The 3,099-nt window shown below is 67.1% G+C and carries 2 protein-coding genes; both read left to right on the top strand.

Going from position 1 to position 3,099, the window contains the following annotated elements:
- The first annotated feature begins 562 nt into the window (after positions 1-562).
- A complete protein-coding gene (gene dnaK, locus FV228_RS25020) occupies positions 563-2,479 on the top strand; it encodes a molecular chaperone DnaK (RefSeq protein ID WP_147857024.1) in 1,917 nt (638 codons plus the stop codon).
- A gap of 277 nt (positions 2,480-2,756) precedes the next feature.
- On the top strand, positions 2,757-3,099 hold a 343-nt coding region (locus FV228_RS25015; protein ID WP_147857023.1), incomplete at its 3' end, for a DnaJ domain-containing protein.

The raw sequence follows: 3,099 nt of genomic DNA, 5'->3' as shown, positions 1-3,099 counted from the left end.
CCTCGGGCACGCCGCGGGGCGGCACCGGCGGCCGTTCGGGCTTGATCCCGAAGAGGCGCTCGAAGAAGTTCTGGGCCTGCGCCGGCGGCGCGCCGAGCAGCGCGGGAGCCGCGATCGCGGCCGCCAGGACGGGGAGCAGGCGGGGGAGCAGGAAGCTGCGGGTCCGAGGCATCGGGCTCTGACGGGAGGATGAGGTGGCGGGGCCACGCTCAACCCCTTGTCGAACCGTTAACACGCCATCGATGGCCTTGACGTGGCAGCGGAGCAACAAAATCCGTCGACGCCATTCGGGCAATGCGGGCGCCACGAAGGGATTTTTGAGGCAGAACAAAGCCTTGGCAGAAAGTCCGATCGCCGGGGCCAACGCGCCGGCTTTGCCTTGCGAGCCCGTCCGGGGGTTCTTATATCGCCCTCGACGCGGGATTACGCGCTGGATTTCAGCCGTTCACGGCCCTTGATCCGGCCCGGGTCCCATACTCACATCACACACTCATCCGCCATGGGCCGAGCTGCTTCGGGGCTCGGCGGTCTGCTTGAACGCGACGAAAAGAGGGATCCCACCATGGGTAAAGTTATCGGTATCGATCTGGGCACCACCAATTCCTGCGTGGCCGTCATGGAAGGCACGCAGCCCCGGGTCATCGAGAATTCTGAAGGCGCCCGCACCACGCCGTCGATCGTCGCCTTCACGGACGACGGCGAGCGGCTCGTCGGCCAGCCGGCCAAGCGCCAGGCGGTCACGAACCCCGAGCGCACGTTCTTCGCCATCAAGCGGCTCGTCGGGCGCACCTTCGACGACCCGATGACCCAGAAGGACAAGGGCCTCGTTCCCTACACGATCGTCCGCGGCGACAACGGCGACGCCTGGGTCGAGGCCGACGGCAAGAAGTATTCGCCCTCGCAGATCTCCGCCTTCACGCTCCAGAAGATGAAGGAGACCGCGGAGTCGCATCTCGGCCAGCCGGTCACGCAGGCGGTCATCACGGTCCCGGCCTACTTCAACGACGCCCAGCGCCAGGCGACCAAGGATGCCGGCAAGATCGCGGGCCTCGAGGTGCTCCGCATCATCAACGAGCCGACCGCGGCCGCCCTCGCCTACGGCCTCGACAAGAAGAAGGCCGGCACCATCGCGGTCTACGACCTCGGCGGCGGCACCTTCGACGTGTCGATCCTGGAGATCGGCGACGGCGTGTTCGAGGTGAAGTCGACCAACGGCGACACCTTCCTGGGCGGCGAGGACTTCGACAACCGCGTGGTCGAGTACCTGACCGCCGAGTTCAAGAAGGAGCAGGGCATCGACCTGACCAAGGACAAGCTCGCCCTCCAGCGCCTCAAGGAGGCCGCCGAGAAGGCGAAGATCGAGCTGTCCTCGGCCACCCAGACCGAGATCAACCTGCCCTACATCACCGCCGACCAGACCGGCCCGAAGCACCTCGCGCTGAAGCTCAGCCGGGCGAAGTTCGAGTCGCTGGTGGACGACCTGGTGCAGCGCACGATCGAGCCCTGCCGCAAGGCGCTCAAGGATGCCGGCGTGTCGGCCTCCGAGATCGACGAGGTGGTGCTGGTCGGCGGCATGATCCGCATGCCGAAGATCCAGGAAGTGGTGAAGTCCTTCTTCGGCAAGGAGCCGCACAAGGGCGTCAACCCGGATGAGGTCGTGGCGATCGGTGCCGCCGTGCAGGCGGGCGTGCTCCAGGGCGACGTCAAGGACGTGCTGCTGCTCGACGTGACCCCGCTGTCGCTGGGCATCGAGACGCTGGGCGGCGTGTTCACCCGGCTCATCGACCGCAACACCACGATCCCGACCAAGAAGTCCCAGACCTTCTCGACGGCGGAGGACAACCAGAACGCCGTCACGATCCGGGTCTTCCAGGGCGAGCGCGAGATGGCGGCCGACAACAAGCTGCTCGGCCAGTTCGACCTGGTCGGCATCCCGCCGGCACCCCGCGGCATGCCGCAGATCGAGGTGACCTTCGACATCGACGCCAACGGCATCGTCAACGTGACGGCCAAGGACAAGGCGACGAACAAGGAGCACCAGATCCGCATCCAGGCCTCGGGCGGCCTCTCGGACGCCGACATCGACCGGATGGTGAAGGACGCCGAGGCCAACGCCGAGGCGGACAAGAAGCGTCGCGAGCTGGTCGAGGTGAAGAACCAGGGCGAGAGCCTGGTCCACGCCACCGAGAAGTCGGTCGCGGAGTACGGTGACAAGGTCCCGGCCGCCGACAAGGGCGCGATCGAGACCGCGATGACCGCGCTCAAGACCGCGCTTGAGGGCGAGGACGTCGAGACCATCAAGGCCCGGACCACGGACCTGATGCAGGCCTCGATGAAGCTCGGCGAGGCGATGTACAGCGCCAACCAGGGCGCAGGCCCCGAGGCCGGTGCCGAGGCGGGCGCCTCCGAGAAGAAGGACGACGTCATCGACGCCGATTTCCAGGAGGTCGACGACAAGGACCAGAAGAAGCGCGCCTGAGGCGTCGTTTCGACAGGACCGCGCGGGGCCGGAGCGATCCGGCCCCGCCTCTGCTTGTGAGACGCGCTGTTGCGCGGGCGCCGCAGGACCCGGATATCGTCCGAATTCAGCCTCGGACCGGCCGGCTCATGCTAGAGCGCCGGGGTCGCCACGATCGCGGCGATGCCTCGGCCCGCTCACCCTGCTCGAGACCGCCCCCTGAACGGCCCGCCCCGGCGGGCTCGGGGGACTGGTCCAGGGAACACAGCGCCTTCTGAGTGTCCGGAGACTGGGTGGGATGTCGAAGCGGGACTATTACGAGATCCTGGGATGCGCCAAGACCGCAACGGAAGGTGAGCTGAAGGTCGCCTTCCGCAAGCTCGCGATGACCTATCATCCCGACCGCAATCCCGGCGACAAGGAAGCCGAGATCAAGTTCAAGGAATTGAACGAGGCCTATCAGTGCCTCTCGGACGGGCAGAAGCGCGCGGCCTACGACAAGTTCGGCCACGCCGCCTTCAGCCAGGGTGCGGGCGGCCCCGGATTCGGCAACGAGTTCGGCGACTTCATGTCGGACATCTTCGACAACTTCTTCGGCGACGGCCGGGGCGGCGCCCAGCGCGGCCGCGGCGGCGGGACCC

Origin of the sequence: Methylobacterium sp. WL18, from assembly GCF_008040015.1 — a bacterium.
Classification (GTDB): Bacteria; Pseudomonadota; Alphaproteobacteria; order Rhizobiales; family Beijerinckiaceae; genus Methylobacterium; species Methylobacterium mesophilicum.
The sequence above is the reverse complement of the archived record's forward strand: the minus strand, read 5'-3'. Positions and strand labels throughout refer to the sequence as shown.

Excerpts from the sequence above, each read along its gene's own strand:
- dnaK (WP_147857024.1), top strand. The coding sequence starts at position 563 with ATGGGTAAAGTTATCGGTATCGATCTGGGCACCACCAATTCCTGCGTG.